Origin of the sequence: Salifodinibacter halophilus (assembly GCA_012999515.1) — a bacterium.
Lineage (GTDB): Bacteria > Pseudomonadota > Gammaproteobacteria > Nevskiales > Salinisphaeraceae > Salifodinibacter > Salifodinibacter halophilus.
Genome location: JABEEB010000112.1, coordinates 1 through 316, shown reverse-complemented (window position 1 = coordinate 316; position 316 = coordinate 1). Strand labels below are relative to the sequence as shown.

Sequence of the window (316 nt, the reverse complement as noted above, 5' to 3'; positions counted from 1 at the left end):
CTCAGGGTCAGCTCCATGCCCTGGCGCAGCGCGCTGGCGTCGCCGCCGGCCGCGGCCAGGCCGGCTTCCAGGCTGTCGATCACCGGCAGCAGGTCGCCGAGCAGGCGTTCGTTGGCGAACTTGCGCGCCATCTCGATATCGCGGGCCACGCGCTTGCGCTGGTTGTCGAGCTCGGCGCGCTCGCGCAGCGAGTCCTCGCGCAGCTTAGTCAGCTCGGCGCGCAGCGCCTCGACCTCGGACAAGCCGGCGCCAGCCGTGTCCTGGGGTTCGAGGTTCAGATCGGGGTTGGGATCGTTTTGGCTCATGCTGGTTCCTT

General features: G+C 69.6%; 1 protein-coding gene. It reads right to left on the bottom strand.

Annotated elements, in window-relative coordinates; genetic code table 11:
* On the bottom strand, positions 1-305 hold a 305-nt coding region (grpE, locus tag HKX41_10930), incomplete at its 3' end, for a nucleotide exchange factor GrpE (GenBank protein ID NNC24644.1).
* Positions 306-316: the final 11 nt, after the last annotated feature.